The organism is Vibrio sp. L5-1 (genome assembly GCF_021728315.1).
GTDB lineage: Bacteria > Pseudomonadota > Gammaproteobacteria > Enterobacterales > Vibrionaceae > Vibrio > Vibrio splendidus_K.
Genome location: NZ_JAKKCQ010000001.1, coordinates 1,066,216 through 1,083,043 on the forward strand (window position 1 = coordinate 1,066,216; position 16,828 = coordinate 1,083,043).

A 16,828-nucleotide genomic window follows, 5' to 3' on the forward strand; every position below is an offset into this window, starting at 1 on the left:
GCTACGTTCTGATATCTATTCGAGCTAACCTCCAGAGGTAAACCCAACCCCAATACCGTGCTTTGCTACACTGACATAGCGTGAGATGCTTAATTTGGCTGATATAAAATCGCTCCCATTGTGACTAGGAAGCTTGATGAAAAAACACCGTACTCGACTACTATTGGCCCTTCCCTTTACATGCCTTGTGTCTTCAAACACCAGCTTGGCAAGCTATACCATTGTGCTACCAAGCCAACATGAGAATGGGTTCAACTTACATGGCTCCTCCTTATCAGCCAGAGAGGTGATCGATTGGGAGGTCAACAATAGTGACTTGGTGTTTGGGGCTTACGCCGATAAAAATGATAACGAAAGCGTCAGCGTGATTGGTTATATGTACAACCAAAAATTGGATCTGAATTCAGGAGAATTAGAAAACGAAATTAGAAATGCCGCAGAGCGAAATAGCATTGATTACGAAGATTTTTTCCTACACTTTTCAGAAGACACGATTCTGGCAGAGCGTGATACGAGTCACGGTGCCAATACCACTTTAAATCGCAAACCTATAATTATCGGCTATACCGCTGATGAAAAGCACGCGGGCTTTTCTCTTTATCAACCACCACCTTGGGATGCTGATGTGTTTGAACATTTCGACGAAGGTGGTGCTCTCTACGTTTATCACTCTGAGAAATTCAATCACTTAGCATTTGAATTTTCACACTTTGCACAGGGCGGAGAGTTTCAGATTGAGTATCCATCATCGATGAACGTTGAGGGCAAAGTCACGGCATGGTCTAGCGTCGTTATAATGGAAGATAACACAAGCAACATGACCCGAAACCAAGCCGTAAACTGGCGAGTCCCATCTAACTGGGTAAGAGCAAATACTCATGATGGAAGTGGCCAGAGTTATGGTGGGGGTCAGTATTTTGGTTCTACGTTTATTCGCGATGGCGGGCGTTTATACGTTGTTAGGGTACGCTGGCAAGGGAACCAAAATGATATTCGCCCTCGCTTAAATCAAGTTCAATTGAAGGACCATTTCCCGAAAATCGAACTCAAAGATCTGCAGACTTCAAAGACAGATTCACAACCACCAAACGAAACCAAGTATTGGCGCAAGATCCGTGGTTTTGACCAATCAGCCGATCTCGACCAAGACAACTATTTATCACCTTCTGAATATGAAAATAGGAATAACAAATTAGCTACAGCTCGATTTCGCTGGGAGTCTCGCGTCATTCCTTTCGGCCGAATGTGGAACCAAAACTCATCATGGTCATTGACCAACCTTGCTAACCCAGATCTACTGATGTTGATGCGAAACTACTATTCCAAACATTGGGGGCAACAAGGGCTCAATGGCGCCTACAACGACGATACCAACAAACTCCTTGGCAGCAATCAATTTGAGGTTCATTCAGGAGGAACCATTCAAGAGCTTGGTCTTGTCGTAGGGTCTAATGAAGCGGATAAGCAATACAAGACGCACTTCGCCGCCTTTCTCAAACAGTTATCAGCTAACGACGATACTCTTTCAATTGGCCTTAATATTGGAACGGCCAACCTTTATGGCCGAAACGGGCAATCACACTTAATTGACTCAGGAAACCTGTACTTTAGGGAGCACTACTTATTCCCCTCTACAGGCTTTAGTGGTTATGCCGGATTGTCTAAGTTTTGGGATAACTCAGCGTTAGCTAACACTGATTCAAGCGTTATATTCCAAGCCACTACTCGCTATGGGCGCGTTCAATACCTAGGTAACAGCCAAGATAACTGGCAACAAGATCAGTATTCAACCCTCGCTATTTATTACCTCAGCTATCAGCCACAACATAGTTATTTTAACCAGTGGAATAGCAGTTATGTGTATGGCAGTGGCAATACTACCGAAGAGAATTTTTGGAAGAGTGGTGTGCCGAAAAACATGGCTTACCGACCGACACAGCTGCTCAAGGTCGACCTAGGCTTTCCAGCCAACCGGATTCCGAATAAATTAGAGCCCATTCCGTTAATGCTTTCGACCACACACTCAACACCCAGTGACTACACCATTGTCGGCGATTCAACCAAGCATCAAGTTGTGCATGCTGATCTGCCAAACGGTAAGGTTCAGCTGTTACCAACCTATACCTATTTTCTTTATCGTTCGGAAACAAACATCGTAGAGGGAGGCCCTCAAGAGATGGTGCTCTCAAGAGAGTTTGAGCATGGGCGCGTACTTTATCGAACCGATTTCTATGGTAAAAATCGTGACTTCTATTCGGCACCGAAACTCAGTATTCCATTAAACAAGCCAATGAGGCCCGTCGATATGAATGGCAAGGTTGGTGAGTATGTGACAGAAGTTAAGCTTGGGGGGTATCAAGGGCTATTTCTGCTTTATTAGCCCCTTAGCCCCTTAGCCCCTTAGCCCCTTAGCCCCTAGTTCAGGGTATTAGCCATCTTTACGCAACGGAATAAACACTCACCACTTTTCCTTTAAATTATCGGTGACCGTTAGCGGCCTTTTACCATCACACGCGCCTTTCTCAAGGTCGTAGACGGGGCTGGCTCCATGACTGCTCCACCGATGATCTTCCCTCGCTATTTTTCGATATTGCGTCGGCGTGACGCCAATGTACGTTTGGAAAGTTTCATAGAATCGGCTACTCGAATTGAAGCCCACCGTGAGTGAAATATCGAGAATGGTTCTGTCGGTATCACTCAGTAAAGCACGAGCATGATTGATGCGCATCGCAGTAATGTACTGCTTGATGGTCATCTGCATCGTTCGTTGAAATACGTTCATTGCATAGTTGGCATGTAATCCAATATGTTCTGCGATATCTTTCACGGTTAATGGTTGGTTATGATGCGTGGCGATGTATTCCAACATTTGGCTTACATAGAATTGGGAGTGTTTCGACACCCCTTTTGAAGTCGATTTTTCCTGTCGATTTACGAGCAGTTGTTGCCAACCATCAAGGCAGATTCGCTTAAGCATCAAGCCAATTTCATCGATCGCCAACTGCTGGCGACTTTCTGACGAATGCTTTATCTCTTGTACCCAACGGGCAATTTCAAATTCACTCACTAACGAACAAGAATTCGATTGCAACACACTGCCGTGAGTTACCTGATTGACTAAATCCCGACTGAGAGTCCACGACATAAAATGGTGAATCGGTATGTTGATGATCCCCATATTATGGCTTTGGCCGGGATTGGTGAGTCGATGAGGTACCGATGCCCAAAACAAGCCAATCGATCCACTCTTAACCACGATTGGGCTGCCGTTAATGATGTATTCCACATCGTCCCCAAAAGGAATATTCACCTCAATTTGACCATGCCAATGATAGCCGGGCATGGAGTGAGGAGCTCTAAGTTCGATATCAATTTTCTCATAGGACGAATAGAGAGAAAGCGGGCTTACCGACACGGTCTCGGATGAGTACTTATCTAAAGTGATAATTCTCAGCGCATCAGGGGTTGATTGCGGCATATCTCGTTCCTTAGGAAATCGTATAAATGACTTTAGCAATTCCTCGATAATAAAACTCTGAAGGCGATCATAGTGCCGAAATACCCCATTTCATAAGATCAGCACAATGTGATTAGAGTCAGCATCTTAAGTGCAAAACTCGCTTCATTGCACAACCCCTCTCCTCAAAAGCCAGTAAGTTATCCCATTTCCTAAGATTTCCATTCAATGATTTAAAAATATTAGAAAACGGGAGAGCTATTTGATTATCTGAGACGAATCGACGTGGGTTCTAGGTGTACTTTGTCTGTATCAACAAAGAACTCAGAGAGATAAAGGATTCCACTATGCAAAGCCCTAAGATCACATTCATCGGCGCAGGATCAACCATTTTTGTTAAGAACATTCTTGGTGACGTTTTCCATCGTTCTGCACTACAAAACGCTCATGTCGCCTTGATGGATATTGATGAGACCCGATTAGAAGAGTCACACCTAGTCGTCAGTAAACTCATGGAATCATCTGGTGCTACTGGCTCTATTTCATGCCACTTAAATCAAAAAGAGGCACTACAAGATGCAGACTTCGTTGTCATCGCTTTCCAAATCGGCGGTTATGAACCTTGTACGGTCACGGATTTCGAGGTGTGTAAACGCCATGGCCTGGAACAAACCATCGCAGACACACTAGGCCCTGGCGGTATCATGCGTTCGCTACGCACGGTTCCGCACCTTTGGAGCGTGTGTGAAGATATGACCGAGGTTTGTCCGAACGCCACTATGCTCAACTACGTCAACCCTATGGCGATGAACACGTGGGCGATGTACGAGAAATACCCGCACATCAAACAAGTCGGTTTATGCCACTCAGTACAAGGCACAGCAGAAGAATTAGCGCGCGACCTGGACTTAGATTATTCAGACCTTCGCTATACCTGCGCTGGCATCAACCACATGGCTTACTACCTCACTCTTGAGAAGAAAACAGAAAGTGGTCAATACATCGATATTTATCCAGATCTACTTGAAGCTTTTGAGAGTGGGCAAGCGCCTAAACCGGGTATTTATCACAATGGTCGCTGCACCAACTTAGTTCGCTATGAGATGTTTAAGAAGCTTGGCTACTTTGTGACTGAGTCTTCTGAACATTTTTCGGAATACACCCCCTACTTTATCAAACCGAATCGCCCAGATTTAATTGAACGTTATAAAGTGCCACTTGATGAGTACCCGAAGCGCTGTGTCGAGCAAATAGCCGATTGGAAGCGCGACCTTCAAGAACTCAAAACAGCTGACAAAATTACCGTTGATGAGTCTCATGAGTACGCCAGCACCATAATGAATTCTATCTGGACAGGTACTCCGAGCGTCATCTATGGCAACGTTAAAAACGAAGCTTTAATAGACAACTTACCGCAAGGTTGCTGTGTTGAAGTCGCCTGTTTAGTTGATGCTAATGGTGTTCAACCAATCAAAGCTGGACGTCTACCAAACCACTTAGCCGCATTGATGCAAACCAATATCAACGTCCAAACTCTATTAACCGAAGCCATTCTCACTGAAAACCGCGACCGTATTTATCATGCTGCAATGCTAGACCCACATACTGCCGCTGTACTTGGAATAGAAGAGATATACGCGCTGGTTGACGACTTGATTGAGGCTCATGACGGTTGGTTACCAGAGTGGGTTAACAAGTAATTTCATACTAATAAAAAATACAATAACGTGAATATTAGCGCCTTCTCACAGAGGAGGCGTAAGGAGTGGCAATGAGTATCTCTATGAATACCAAGCTAAGTTATGGCTTTGGGGCGTTTGGTAAAGACTTCGCAATCACCATCGTCTATATGTACCTAATGTTTTACTACACGGATGTAGTCGGTATTTCTGCCGCTACCGTCGGAACCATCTTCCTCGTCGCCCGTATTTGGGATGCGGTCAACGACCCAATCATGGGCTGGTTGGTCAACAATACGCGCACCCGTTGGGGCAAATTCAAACCTTGGATTTTAATTGGCACGCTCGCCAACTCTGTCGTGCTACTCATGGTGTTTAGTGCGCATTACATCGAAGGCCCTTGGCTCATCGCCTACGCCGCTGTCACTTATATTTTGTGGGGCATGACTTACACACTAATGGATATTCCTTTTTGGTCGTTAGTCCCAACACTCACCTTAGATAAGCGCGAACGCGAAGAGTTAGTCCCATATCCTCGCTTCTTTGCGAGCCTCGCGTGGATAGTAACCGCTGCCATTGCAATGCCCTTCGTCAACTATGTAGGTGGTGACGACAAGGGGTTTGGGTTTCAAATATTTACGTTACTGTTGATTGCCTGTTTCTTAGTCTCGACGTTTATCACCCTGCGTAATGTCAAAGAACGCTATTCAACCGCGAACCTCGACGCCACACAGCCGGAAGAAAAAGTATCACTGAAAAAGCTACTGTCACTTATCTACAAAAACGACCAATTGACCAGCGTTCTATGCATGGCACTGTCTTACAACTTGGCGACCAACATCATCACAGCCTTCGCGGTGTACTATTTCACTTATGTTGTAGGCAACGAAGAGTTGTTCCCTTACTACATGGCTTATGCAGGCATCGCAAACCTCATCACACTGGTGTTGTTTCCTAAACTCGCAAAAATGTTCTCACGCCGCACTCTATGGGCTTGTGCTTCCACTTTCCCTATTTTAGGCAGCGCTGTTCTTATCTACGTTGGCATGTACGACAAACAAAGCATTTTGTTGATTTCAACGGCGGGTGTATTCCTACAAATCGGTACCGCTTTATTCTGGGTTCTTAACGTCATTATGGTGGCAGACACCGTCGACTATGGTGAATTTAAACTAGGCTCTCGTTGTGAAAGCATTGCTTACTCTGTGCAAACCTTAGTCGTAAAAGCAGGCTCTGCATTTGCCGCTTTCTTCATCGGTATCTCGCTCACTGCCGTCGACTATGTACCTAATGTAGTGCAAAGCCCTGAAACCGTATTTGGCATGCAATGCATCATGGTCGGCCTACCTGCTTTCTTCTTTGCCATTGCATTAATCATCTACTTCCGCTTCTACAAGCTGAACGGCGCGTATCACCAAAAAATTCAAGATCACCTCACTGAAAAGTATGACCACATCACCAACGATGGCTCAGAAAATCACAAACCAACAGAACCAGTACAGGCTGTGTAAACGAGAACATAAACATTTGTCGTTGAAAAACAGGCCCTAAAAACAACAAAGCCTAGCGAGGGATCGCTAGGCTTTTTCAATTAGAAACACATATGAATTCTCATTGAAGACGATAAAGGCGAAGGCGCCCTTACTTCAATGGGTCATTATCAGGCAATGCTTTGTGAATCCATAGCGCCAAACGTTTTTTAATGTTGGCACCATCAAGCTTATCGTCAGGTAACGGTGTGATCTGATTAACCTCTACAAGGAACAAATACACCGCTTTAACCTTTATCGGTTGGGATGAATGTGGCAAATCAAAACCTTGTAGTTTTGCCATCTTAAAACCGACCTCAACTGCTTTTTTTACCAGCTTATCTTCATTAATGATCTTCGCGGTTTTCGACATATCATCTCCATCATCTTCATCGAATAAGCGTTGAGTATATCAAACAGAAAAATTCGAAAGATTACTTCGTTCTCAGTTTGAGGGGTCGCTTTGATAAATAACAAAAAGGGATAATAGGCTAGAAACCTGCTTGTAGCTTGCGTGACATTTATAAGAGGAATAGGAGTAAGCAACCAGCCTCTTAACAGAAGGCTCAATAAATGAGACATTCAGTCAAGAAAGTGAAAATCGAATAATATTTGACTTACTATTCTAAAGAATACGGAATACTATAGTTGTCATTTAGACGAGAAATATTCTTTAAAAGAAAATAAACCTCTGTTATTTAATCAGTTTTATACTAGAACGACCCAGATCATATTTACAGTCACCTGCAACTAAAACTTATTTACAAAACACTCATTAAGCAAATAGAATAAAACCACTAATTTTATACTGGTGTTAAAAATGCGTTACCTATGGGCTTCATTTTGTCATAAGAATCCAATCGTCGGACGAATCGTTCATATCCTTGTTATGTTAGTAGCGTTAGCCTCTATCGTTATCCCATTGATCTCAAAAGATGCAACAACAATCTTAGTTTCACTGGGTGTTGCTCTAGTATGTTTTGTGTTGTTTGCCTTCTTTGCGCTTGCCGATAAAATGCGCTCAGGTATGCACTAATCAGCTCAATATTCGCCAAGCATTCTCTTTTCTAAACTTCATTATAAAATGCATGCGACCAAGTACGGAAAAGCCCAAAGTTATTAGCTTTGGGCTTTTCTTCTATAGCCTGCAGTTGGAAATTACAGCTATCAATCGGGCATGACCACAATACCCATGGTTTCAAGCAGTTGCTCTTGCTGCCAAGCGACAATTTTAATCCCCGATGTGTCTACCTTGCGAGGATCTAACCCTTCTAATTCAGCATGACACAAGTTAGCCCCCTGCATACTGAATTGCCCCCATACATCTTCCGAGAACACACCCCGGCTGAGGTCAGACTCTTTCAGTGATGCGCCACCAAGGTAAGTGCCTATCCAACGGTTCTCAAACAGCTCGCACTTCTCTAAACAAGCTTGTTCAAAATTGGCGTATGACAGGTTACAGCCCGTAATATAAGCTGAGCAAAAGTACATTCTATTGCTTACCTGATTAGCAAAGTTAGCACGAGTGAAGTTCGCCCCTTTCAAATCGCATTCACGTAGCTCAATACCATAGCAATTCGCGTTACTAAAATTCGCCATCGCCAACTGGCAATTCTGGAAGCTTGCATCTCGTAAGTCGGCAATATCAAAGTGGCATCCCTCAATATCGCCTTGCTCAATAAATTTACAGTTAATGAACGTTGCATCACGTAAGTTCGAACGTCTGAAATCACAACGGATAAACGTGCAGGCTGTAAATGTAAGCTCTGATAAATCTTGCTGAGCAAAACTGTGCTGATGATAAGTGCTGTTATTGGTGTCCATTTAGCCCCCTAAAGAAATTAAGCTAAGACTACCATTGCGATCTCAAGAAAACACCAAATTAAAAACCAACAAAAACAGTAACTTAAAACACCCTGATTTAGCCATTTTAAGGCACCAAACAAGCCCTTTAAGGTTGTTATTTTCGATTTATAGGATGTGCTTATCTTGAAAAAAGTTTTGTCGCTTAGAAGTGCCAATAAGAGAAAATGTTACTTTGACGAAACGAGTCAATTATTGACCGCGTCCTAACGCGCTAGACTGGACGGTTGGTATGTTGCTCGTTACACTATTCCTCATTCTCAGCATAAAGAGTAAGAACAATGAAAGACATGCGACAAGCTATGCTCGATGCAGGGTTTAGCCTTATTAATGAACACGGGTTTGCTGGTGTTGGCCTGATGAAAATCATCAACCAAGCGGAAGGCACGAAGGGTTCTTTTTACCATTACTTCAAATCCAAAGAACACTTTGGTCAGATCCTTCTTACTAACTACTTTGATGAGCATCTCGCTAAGCTAGATGACTTTTTAAGTGATGAGTCGCTTTCTCGTCGGGACCGCGTAAAAGCCTATTTCGAGTTTTGGTGTGCATCGAAACTGACTGAAGACTTCAATATCCAATGTCTTGTCGTAAAACTGGCGGGAGAAGTATCTGGGTCTGCTAACCCGCTACAGTCCACAATGGCAATAGGCGCAGAAAAGATCATCCTGCGTATGGCGAAGCTATTTGAAGAAGGCAATGAGACCGGTGATTTCACGATCGCAGAGCCCGAATCGCTGTCTCGAATGCTTTATGGTCTATGGCTAGGCTCAACGCTCATGGCCGCCATGCAGCGTAACCGTTCGATTCTAAACAATGCCATGGAAGAGACTCTTCTCGCCATGAACCCAGCCCAAGAATCGGCTGACTAGATACCCGTTACCAAATACCAAAAGGCTCGCATAATTTATGTGAGCCTTCTGTCTTACTGTAAACATTGATTAAATCGATTCACGCTTACTCCCTCACCCCAGACGAGACGGAATATTATTAGCTTTGAGTAAGCCCTTAATAACAGGGTCGATATGCTTGAAGAAGCTCAGCCATCCTTCACAGAGATAATTTAACCCAGCCTCACCATCTCGACTTTTGATGATGCGGTTTTTAGGGCACTCGCCATGGCATGCAAATTTAAACTCACAGGCTTGGCATTGTTTCGGCAGAGACTTTTGTTTGGCGAACCCAAAACGCTGCTGTTTTGGCGAGAAGGCTAAAGTTGAAAGTGCTTGTTCCTGAATATTACCCAGCTGAAATTCAGGAAAAACATAATGATCACATGAATACACATTGCCATTGGGCTCAACCGCTAACCCTTTGCCGCAGATCTCACTCAAGGTACACATGGTGCTTTCTCTGCCCATCCATACTCCGACAAAATTTTCAAAGTACGGCACTAATATTTGTCCAAAATCGCGTTCGAACCACTCGTCAAAAATGGTAGTGAGGAATTCTCCCCATTGCACTGAATCGACACTCCAAGGTTCAACCTCGCCTGATACGGGTATGATCGCTTGTTGGTTGCTTAACCATTTATTGTTGGTATGAGCCTCACGCTTATCGACCACAGGAATAAACTGCAATTGCTTCGAACCCACTTCATCACGCAGAAAGCGATAGACCTCTAATGGATATTTTCCTGTCACATCATTCACGCAGCTTAGGGTCGCGAACTCGACGTCATGCTGCTTCAAGTAGCGAATGCCACGCATTGTTTGAGAAAAAGTGCCTTTGCCTGCACGATTGGCTCGGTAGTGATTGTGTAAGTGCTCTGGGCCGTCAATGCTCACACCAATGATAAAGTCATTCTTTTTGAAGAACTCACACCAAGCATCATTCAGTAAGGTGCCGTTGGTTTGAAGGTCATTGCTAATCTTGCTGTAGCTAGGACAATATTTTTTCTGCAGCTCGACGACTTTTTGAAAGTACTCAATCCCCAACAAGGTAGGCTCTCCACCGTGCCAAGAAAAGATAATTTCAGGCGTATTCTGCCCTTCTATGTACTGCTTGATATAACGATCTAACAGAACTTCATCCATCGTATATTGAGAGCCTTTTGGGTATTCAAGCAGCTGCTGTTTTTCTAAGTAATAACAGTAGGTGCAACTGATATTACACACCGCCCCAATCGGTTTTGCTAGCGCTTGAAGCTTGCTGTGTGCTTTGCCATTGAACTGCGGAACTGAACTCAAGTTTGATAGCGATAATGTCGTCATGAAGAGTGCCTCGATGTAAAAGTTATTGTATTAGCTAAAACAATTCGTAATTCCTTTACACGGTGTTCATCGACCAACCAAGCTTGATGGCATAAGGTTGGCCGAGTGGTTTTTTTCCTCTATTTCACGTTTTCAAACGGGTTCCACGCTTCGTCAACTGGGACGATATTTTGCGCTTTTTCGTATTCTTGATATTCAGCGACCATTTCAAGGAACAGATCTGGCATTTCATTTCTCAAGTCATGTTGCTCAGCTGGATCTTTCTTGGTGTTGTATAGGTGCCACTCACTGTCGCCGCCCATTCCCGTAGAAATTCGGATAATCTTATGATCACCTTGAAGCAGAATTCCGCTACCAAACAATTCAAATGGAATCGCATTGTTGGCACTGTGCACGTCTGCCGTTTCCCCTTTGAAGTAAGGCAACAAGCTCACACCACTCATCGGCGCCACTTCTCGACCTTGATATTCGGTTCCTGGATGATCGACCTCTGCAATCTCAAGAATCGTGGCTGCAATGTCCTTCACTTGAGATAAGTCGTCTGTCTGAGTTCCCGGTTGCAACGCATCTTCACCGTCTAAAAGCGCTTTGGCTGGCTTAACGATAAATGGCACACGGATACCGCCCTCTGCTGTATAAGCTTTGTACCAAGATAGGCCACCGGTTGAAGCGCTTGCCCACTCAGGACCAAGTGACACACTGGAGTTCGCCTTACCTAAGTTTTCAGTCGAATTATCGAAATGATGAGCAGTCCACGTTCGGATCAAATCACTGATATTTTCACCGGTAATATCCGCCGCTTCTGGGCCATTATCCGCTAGGTACATGATGTAAGTATTATCGTATTCCCCGATTTCTTTCAGGTAATCGACTATCTGACCGACTTGTTGGTCCTGCATTTCCATCATGCCCATCGCGACAGCCATTTTCTTGCCGTACCACTTTTGTTCTTTCTCAGAAAGCGAGTCCCAAGGGCGGCTTAATGCGTTACGATCTGAAATATCGGCGTCTTTTGGAATCACGCCCATCTCTTTCATGCGTTGGAAACGATCTTCTCGAACCGAGTCCCAACCATGCTCGACGTAGTAATCAACTTTATCTTGATAGGCAGACTCAGGCGCTTGCAATGGCAGGTGAATACCGGTGAATGGGACGTAAGCGAAGAAAGGCTTACCGTCGTCTTTTTTGCTGTCGATCATCTTGATGATCTCGTTGGTGTAAACTTGGTCTGAGTACTCGCCTTTGTACTTGTCCTCAACCACTTCACCGTTACGGTAAGTTGGCTCAACTTCGACGCCGGGAATATCCCCTTTTTGCAGCGCATCCGCTGTCGCGGCATTTTTGGCCGGGAACATCATATCTCGATTAAAGTGATTCGAGCCGCCCGCTAAGATACCGTAACTCTCTTCAAAACCTCGATCGTCAGGTAAGAAACCATCGTCGTGCCCCAAGTGCCATTTCCCAGAGAGGTAAGTGTTATAACCACTCTCTTTAAGCAGCGTTGCGACCGTAACCCCTTTCTTGGTGAGGTAACCTTCATAACCCTGCTTGCCAATCGCACCCGGATAGACAGCATAGTCGAAGGTGCCTAGCCCAACCTCGTGGCTATTTGCTCCGGTTAACATCATAGAGCGCGTTACCGATGAGGTTGGTGACGCGTGAAAGTTAGTAAACTTAACCCCCTCTTCAGCCAGCGCCATTAGGTTTGGTGTATTGGCTTCTGAGCCATAAGGCTGAGTATCGGCAAAGCCCACATCATCGCCAACAATGACAACAATATTCGGTTTTTCTGATTCTGCGGCCAGAGCAGCACTGCTTGCCGCGGCCATTGCAGTGAAGACTAACGATTTCTTGAATGTCTGCATAAGACGTTCTCCAATTTCTGTGATTAACTTTTTCAGTAATTAACTTTTCTGCGAATAACTTTTTCTGAGGCTAACCTTTCTGTAATTAACCTGAGTTAGGATTTGAATTAGTGCGCGGCTTGCGACATCCAATGTAATAAGTCGAGCGCGGGGTCATACTCTTGAGTTGCTGCCATGCCAATCCAGGTGACAGCCTCCACTTGGCTGGCTTGAACACCACTTCCAGAGATATACATCAACCCAAGCTGTGTTTGAGCTTCAGGGCTACCGTTATTGGCTGCGGTGACGAACCACTCCGCGGCTTTTTCATCATTCTGATCTACGCCCTCTCCGCTCAGATATAAGTAAGCGACAGAGAGCTGGGCATCCAATTGCCCTTGGTAAGCTTCATCCAACAGTTGCACGACGTCTTGATGCTGCTGCGCTTTCGCCATTGTTGCTTCATTCTCAAAGCTCTCGCTTCCAAAGCTTGCCTTGGCAAAAAACAGAACAACCAAAACACCCGCCAAAATCACGGTAGTTAAACGTTTATTGAGCATTTATTTCCTCCTCGGGAATAAAGGTCTCGACGTCCCTGTTGAATGAATTAGGTGAAAAGTAGGAATGGCGCGATGATGCACAAGCTTGATAGCAATACGTTTTCAATTTTCATAATTGGCTCTCGAGTAATGATTGTTGAGTGAATCATCGACTGAATTAAATGGTCATAACATTCAGTCGATTAAAACAGAGACTTAAATCGCTTTCTCTATGATGGTTTCAATCGTCTGTTTCGAGATTGGGTAGAACTGAAAACAGATGTCTTTTTCAATCGCTTCTGCAATGTTGCTCTTCTCTTGCTCATCAAAGTCCCAGCTGCTGAAACGCTTCATCGCACCCACACTGGTTTGGAAGTTATTTAAGAAATCCAACACTCTCTGGTAAACCATCTCATCGGTTCCCGTAGTGTCGACAGAGAATGCTTGAGCTAACTTCGCCGCATTCGGCATGTAGAACTCTGGCAGTGCTTCAATCACAACCGGCATTAATACCGTGTTGGCATCGCCATGTGGAATGTGGCTAATCGCACCAAAGGCATGAGCACAGTTGTGAATCGGAATACCGCCCAAAGACGAATAGAAAGCAGAAATCGCCATGGTGCTTGCTTGAAGAAGGTTGCCGCGTGCCGTTAGGTTTTCTGGCTCTTTCAATGCCAAGGGTAAGTTTTCAACAATCAATTTTGCAGCCTGAATACCGTAAGCGTCGGTGAATGCATTACTCATTGGCGAGACAATCGCTTCAACAGCGTGTGTTAGTGCATCCATGGCGGTAGAACGAGTCAGATGATCAGGCAGCTTAGTGGTCACCGTTGGATCAAGGATCGCGATATCAGCTTCCAATCCAGACGCGACTAGACTTGCCTTAATGTTTTCATGTTCATTGTAAAAAACAGCAATCGGAGAGGCTTCTGCGCCCGTGCCAGCCGTTGTCGGAACCGCAATGTGTGGCACTCGAATATCTTCATTGTTTGGCCACACATCCATATGACCGCCGCCCGCAATCACCGTACGGATATCATCTATCTGTTTATGAAATGCGTATTTCACGCCTTTAGAAGCATCAATCACACTGCCACCACCAACAGACAAGATCGCATCAGCATTGACGCTGTTTGCAAACTCAATGGCAGCGTTGATGTTGTCGCAAGTCGCGTCTGGCGCGATATCGGTGTACACGCCAACAAGCTGAACCGCTTGTTGGTTCGCTTCCTGATTCGCATTCTGGTTTACAAACAACGCCGAGAACTGCTCAACAAAGCCAAGAGACTCCAAGCCTTTATCAGAAAAGAGCACGACTCTTTGCGCACCTAAGCGACCAAAAAGAGAAGGGATATTTTCAATGCCATTCTCTTGAGCATGAACAATGGTTTTAAGTTGAAAGTTAAAATTATTGGTTGTCATGGTATTTACCTCATTTCTAGTTGATGACTAAACAATAACCAATACAAACCGGTCGGTCTAGAGTGTTAATGTCAAAGATATGTCAATTAAGATCTTTATGGATCATTGCCCCAAAACGAAAAAAGCCCGCAAATGCGGGCTGTAGTAATAAGTTAGTGAGTGATCATTAAATAAGTGTCATTGACTCACCATGAGCAACTTATTAACTATTAACTATTAACGAAGATGAGCAGGCACCTTGCTTTTGTCTCTAGTGAGGTAGTAATACAGGTAAACTAAAGAGTAGACAGTCACAAATCCATCGAGCGCAAACACACCGCTCCAACCGTAAAACCACTCATAATCGTTGATACATACGTTGTATAAGAATATGCCCACAAACATCGACTTCTCAAATGCACTGTAAATCATGGTCGAAGTACGCAGCGATTTGTACTTCGCCGAGAACATCAACAAAACACCAATACAGCCAACCATGACTCCCCAGTGTTGATAGGTGCCCATAAGATACTCTTTGTTCACCATCATCGTATCGTTGTACGAGAACAGCGTTTGCATACTCCAATCAGGCGCAAGGAAAGTAGAGAAAGCGGTTGCGGTTAAGAATCCTGTAACCATCAAATACGCTTTCATCGTTCGTTCAAAAAATCGTTCTAACATAAAAATAACCTCTTAAAATAACGTCGTAAAAATAATTTCTTATAAATAACTTCGTGTAGATAAACTGAGTAATAACAGAAATGATTTACTTACCAAGCATGCTCATCACTGCGGTCTTTAATTCGTTGTCTTCTTTTGAAAACAGATACTTAACTCGATGGTCTAAGCCTGTTTCCAAGACTGTTTTGGCATGGGAGAAGGTAAGGAAACCTTCTTTACCGTGATAATTGCCCTGCCCTGATTCACCAATGCCACCAAACGGCGCGTCATCAACCGCTAGATGGAAAACACAGTCATTGATACACATTCCGCCGGAATGAACTTGGTGCTTAACCTGAGCCTGTAAACTCAAATCAAAGCTCATCAGGTAGAGTGCTAACGGCCTTGGTTTGCTATTGATGACTTGGAGCGCCTCTTCGATATTGCGATACGTAATCAAGGGTAATAGTGGGCCGAAAATCTCTTCGTTCATCACCTTGGATGACAGGCTTGGTTCAACAATCAGGTGCGTCACCAAACGGTGGTTATCTAAGTCCATCGCTTCGTCATGGCAAGCGACGGTTCGCGTTCCAGCTTGTCGTTCTTCATTCAACAAACCAACTATGCGGTCGCATTGACGAGGATTGATTAGGGACGTCAAACTCTCGGAATACACCCCTTCATCGAACAGCAATTGGTACTGTTTTTTATACTCTTGAATGAAAGATTCAACTTTCCCTTCAGGTAGCAATACATAGTCAGGAGCCACACACACCTGCCCGTTATTGAGGCTCTTACCATAAATGATTCGCTCAACCGCGATATCAATTGGCATGTCTTCTGCAACGATAACCGGTGACTTACCGCCTAGCTCTAGCGTAACTGGAGTTAGCGTGTCAGCCGCTGACCTCATCACTTGGCGACCCACTTGGGTTGACCCCGTAAACAGAAGATGATCAAACGGCAATGCCGAAAATGCGGCTGCGATTTCTACCTCACCTTCAACCAAGCACACTTCATCGGCATGGAAAACTTCTGCCAATAGCGATCTTAATACTTGGTTCGTCGCAGGGGTAAATTCACTCATCTTGATCATGGCGCGATTGCCCGCTGCCAACGCCGAAATAAGCGGGCCGACGGATAACATGATCGGGAAGTTCCACGGAGCAATGATCCCGACAACGCCTTTGGGTTGATAAACCACTTCAACACGAGAGGTTGAAAGCAAAGGGCCGGAATGACGAATCGAAGATGTCGACCAATGAGGTAAACACTCAATGCTGTGATCAATATTTCCGATACAAGGCAATATGTCGGCCATCAAAGTGTCTTGTCGACTGCGGTGACCATAGTCTTCACTCACGGCTGAACACAAACGATCTGTGTAATCGATAAGCGCAGATTTAAGTGCAAGCAACTGCTCAATTCTCACCGATACCGCTGGCATCGGGTTCTGTGCAAAAGCTCCCTGCATGTTGTTCAACGTCATGGTCATTTGTGTTGGCGTCAATTCGTATTTCATACATCACCTCGTGGTTAAGATGAGCACACAATAATACAAACCAGACCGGTCGGTCTATATCTTTATTGTCAGAGAATCGTCAATGCATTTTTGAATACAAATAAATAAGGTGATTACAACG

General features: G+C 44.5%; 14 protein-coding genes. 5 read left to right on the plus strand and 9 right to left on the minus strand.

The window, feature by feature from the left end:
- Positions 1 to 136: 136 nt before the first annotated feature.
- Positions 137 to 2,380 carry a hypothetical protein gene (locus L3V35_RS04380; RefSeq protein ID WP_237298591.1) on the plus strand — a complete coding sequence of 748 codons (2,244 nt, stop codon included), beginning with the start codon at positions 137 to 139 and terminating at the stop codon, positions 2,378 to 2,380.
- A 78-nt stretch (positions 2,381 to 2,458) separates the two neighbouring features.
- Here L3V35_RS04380 and melR read toward each other — a convergent pair whose 3' ends face one another.
- Positions 2,459 to 3,478 (minus strand): transcriptional regulator MelR, encoded by a 1,020-nt coding sequence (gene melR / locus L3V35_RS04385; RefSeq protein WP_054545981.1) that lies wholly within the window; start codon positions 3,476 to 3,478, stop codon positions 2,459 to 2,461.
- 326 nt (positions 3,479 to 3,804) lie between these two features.
- Between melR and L3V35_RS04390 the strand changes: the two genes are divergently transcribed.
- Positions 3,805 to 5,157: an alpha-glucosidase/alpha-galactosidase gene (locus tag L3V35_RS04390; protein WP_171313302.1), complete on the plus strand. Its 1,353-nt coding sequence runs from the start codon at positions 3,805 to 3,807 to the stop codon at positions 5,155 to 5,157.
- A 71-nt stretch (positions 5,158 to 5,228) separates the two neighbouring features.
- Positions 5,229 to 6,647: a melibiose:sodium transporter MelB gene (gene melB, locus L3V35_RS04395; protein WP_114634477.1), complete on the plus strand. Its 1,419-nt coding sequence runs from the start codon at positions 5,229 to 5,231 to the stop codon at positions 6,645 to 6,647.
- Positions 6,648 to 6,777: 130 nt separating this feature from the next.
- Here the strand turns inward: melB and L3V35_RS04400 are convergent, their stop codons facing one another.
- Entirely contained in the window at positions 6,778 to 7,038 is a 261-nt protein-coding gene (locus L3V35_RS04400) for a DUF5062 family protein (protein WP_004732406.1), read from the minus strand.
- A gap of 447 nt (positions 7,039 to 7,485) precedes the next feature.
- Between L3V35_RS04400 and L3V35_RS04405 the strand changes: the two genes are divergently transcribed.
- Entirely contained in the window at positions 7,486 to 7,701 is a 216-nt protein-coding gene (locus tag L3V35_RS04405; protein WP_054545984.1) for a hypothetical protein, read from the plus strand.
- A 131-nt stretch (positions 7,702 to 7,832) separates the two neighbouring features.
- On the opposite strand, the gene L3V35_RS04410 is transcribed toward L3V35_RS04405, so the two are convergent.
- Positions 7,833 to 8,489 (minus strand): Qnr family pentapeptide repeat protein, encoded by a 657-nt coding sequence (locus tag L3V35_RS04410; RefSeq protein WP_054545985.1) that lies wholly within the window; start codon positions 8,487 to 8,489, stop codon positions 7,833 to 7,835.
- A 320-nt stretch (positions 8,490 to 8,809) separates the two neighbouring features.
- Between L3V35_RS04410 and L3V35_RS04415 the strand changes: the two genes are divergently transcribed.
- The gene (locus L3V35_RS04415) at positions 8,810 to 9,400 is read left to right on the plus strand and encodes a TetR/AcrR family transcriptional regulator (protein ID WP_237298592.1); all 591 of its coding nucleotides are present in this window, start codon (positions 8,810 to 8,812) and stop codon (positions 9,398 to 9,400) included.
- 93 nt (positions 9,401 to 9,493) lie between these two features.
- On the opposite strand, the gene L3V35_RS04420 is transcribed toward L3V35_RS04415, so the two are convergent.
- The 6 genes from L3V35_RS04420 to L3V35_RS04445 form a co-directional block, all read right to left on the minus strand.
- Entirely contained in the window at positions 9,494 to 10,741 is a 1,248-nt protein-coding gene (locus L3V35_RS04420) for an anaerobic sulfatase maturase (RefSeq protein ID WP_171327673.1), read from the minus strand.
- A 119-nt stretch (positions 10,742 to 10,860) separates the two neighbouring features.
- Complete coding sequence (locus L3V35_RS04425) at positions 10,861 to 12,606, minus strand: arylsulfatase (RefSeq protein ID WP_237298594.1); 1,746 nt, start codon at positions 12,604 to 12,606, stop codon at positions 10,861 to 10,863.
- Positions 12,607 to 12,713: 107 nt separating this feature from the next.
- Positions 12,714 to 13,145 (minus strand): tetratricopeptide repeat protein, encoded by a 432-nt coding sequence (locus tag L3V35_RS04430; protein ID WP_237298596.1) that lies wholly within the window; start codon positions 13,143 to 13,145, stop codon positions 12,714 to 12,716.
- 195 nt (positions 13,146 to 13,340) lie between these two features.
- The gene (locus L3V35_RS04435) at positions 13,341 to 14,546 is read right to left on the minus strand and encodes an iron-containing alcohol dehydrogenase (protein WP_171315187.1); all 1,206 of its coding nucleotides are present in this window, start codon (positions 14,544 to 14,546) and stop codon (positions 13,341 to 13,343) included.
- A 216-nt stretch (positions 14,547 to 14,762) separates the two neighbouring features.
- On the minus strand, positions 14,763 to 15,206 hold the full coding sequence (locus L3V35_RS04440; RefSeq protein ID WP_004732424.1) for a hypothetical protein: 444 nt from the start codon (positions 15,204 to 15,206) through the stop codon (positions 14,763 to 14,765).
- Positions 15,207 to 15,291: 85 nt separating this feature from the next.
- On the minus strand, positions 15,292 to 16,707 hold the full coding sequence (locus L3V35_RS04445) for a coniferyl aldehyde dehydrogenase (protein ID WP_237298598.1): 1,416 nt from the start codon (positions 16,705 to 16,707) through the stop codon (positions 15,292 to 15,294).
- Positions 16,708 to 16,828 lie beyond the last annotated feature (121 nt).